This window comes from Parafannyhessea sp. (assembly GCF_051876455.1).
Lineage (GTDB): Bacteria > Actinomycetota > Coriobacteriia > Coriobacteriales > Atopobiaceae > Parafannyhessea.
The window spans coordinates 1-1638 of sequence record NZ_JBJEHW010000218.1 but is presented as its reverse complement, the minus strand read 5'-3'; the positions used below and the strand labels follow the sequence as shown (position 1 = coordinate 1638).

General features: G+C 70.3%; 3 protein-coding genes. All 3 read right to left on the bottom strand.

The features are described from left to right. Positions 1-167: 167 nt before the first annotated feature. Positions 168-902 (bottom strand): vWA domain-containing protein, encoded by a 735-nt coding sequence (locus ACI38Z_RS09150; RefSeq protein WP_439789894.1) that lies wholly within the window; start codon positions 900-902, stop codon positions 168-170. 143 nt (positions 903-1045) lie between these two features. Continuing rightward, on the bottom strand, positions 1046-1354 hold the full coding sequence (locus ACI38Z_RS09145; protein WP_439789893.1) for a helix-turn-helix domain-containing protein: 309 nt from the start codon (positions 1352-1354) through the stop codon (positions 1046-1048). Beyond that, positions 1351-1638, bottom strand: a 288-nt coding sequence (locus ACI38Z_RS09140; protein ID WP_439789892.1) for a hypothetical protein, incomplete at its 5' end; no start/stop codon positions are given. The genes ACI38Z_RS09145 and ACI38Z_RS09140, both read right to left, overlap by 4 nt.

Below are 1638 nucleotides of genomic sequence, written 5' to 3'. Positions count from 1 at the left end.
GGTCAGCTATCTGGCAGTTCTGGCCATCCTCACCGTCGTGTTCACCGTGGCGCTGCGCCACCGGGTCTCCGCGTACCAGCAGATGCTGGACCGCTTCCACCAGGGCAGGGCGCGCAAGTAGGGGCGGCAGGCGCTGGCGGGCGCTGGCGGGCACCCGTCACCACCCCCTACCCGCGGCGACGCGCGTCCGCGTTGACCCGATCGTTCCAGCCGGTCGGCACGCAGCCCAGGTCACGGGCAGCACACGTGGCCTCGGCCACGGCGTCGTAGGCAAGGGCCATGCCGTCGGAGTCGCTCACGTACTGGGCCACGTGGTCGCGGCCGATCCCGAGCTGGCCCGCCTCGGCCGCGGCGTCGATGTTGGCGCCCAGGAACACAAACTCCCAGCCCTGGCGCCGGTAGCCCTCGACCATGCGGCGCACGCGGCCGTAGCCGTAGCGGTGGCTGGCGTTTTCCAGCCCGTCGGTTATGACCACAAAGACCACGTGCTCCGCGCGGTAGCCGTCCGGCTGGTAGCTCTGCACCTTTGCCGTGTGGCTGATGGCCCCGCCCAGCGCGTCCAGCAGGGCGGTGCAGCCGCCGGGTCGGTAGTCCCCGCGGCCGAGCGGACGCACCTCCCGGATGGGCCTGCGGTCCACGGCCACGCGCGAGCGGTCGCTAAAGAACACGACGGAGACGTTCGCCTCCCCGTCCAACCTGCGGTTACGCTCGAGCGTGGAGTTGAAGCCGCCCACGGTGTCGCTCGCCAGGTCGTACATCGAGCCGCTCTCGTCCACCACGAAGACCAGCTCCGTCAGCCCGCGGCGCACGCCGCCGCCAAGGCTCAGGACGTCGCGATCTTCTCCCCCGCGTGCTTCCGACCTGCCGTGCTTTGCGCTTGCCTTGCGTCCGTAACCTGCCATGATGGCTCCCCTCCGGGCGTGTTTGCCGCCCTTGACCTCGTGTTGCCACGAGTCTAGGGACGGCGGGGTGCCTTTGGGTAAACTGCGAGGCTACATCTGGAGGCTCTGGCCGACGCACGCGCCAGCGGGCGCAGGCGGCGCGGCTACGAGACGCCAAGCAGCTGCTGGTCGTGACGGAAGAGCGCGCGGTTGATCGCGTCCACGTCGTGCACGCCGCGGCCGATGTAGAACTCCACGATCACGTCGAACTTGCTGTTGTGCGCGAGCGAGTAGCCCGCGCGGCCAAGCAGCAGCCGCGTCTGCCCAAGGTCGAGCCCCAGCGCCACGGCGAGCGCCAGCACCACGCGCTTGCTGGGATGGATCTTGCCCGACCGCAGCTTGCTGAAGTACTGCCGCGTCAGGTTCGCGCGGTTGTAGACCTGCGCGTCCGTGAGCCCGCGCGCGTCGATCATGGAGAACAGCGTCTCTGGGAAGGAGGCGTCAAGGTTGCGGAGAAGATCGTCAGTTCCGCCTCGGGATCGTCTGCCTGCGGCATGGGCGCCGCGGCAGACACGGCAAAGTCCGCGCCACCGGCAGCAGGCTCCGGCGCCGCGGCAGATTCGGGCGCAGCGGCCCCGTCCCACGACGCGGCCTCCCCTAGCCCCAGCTCGCGCGCGAGGTCGCGCCGGCCCCGCGGATGGAGGCGCTCGGACTCGTCCACGTAGGCCTGGCCGATGTACTCCTCCAGCTCCGCGTC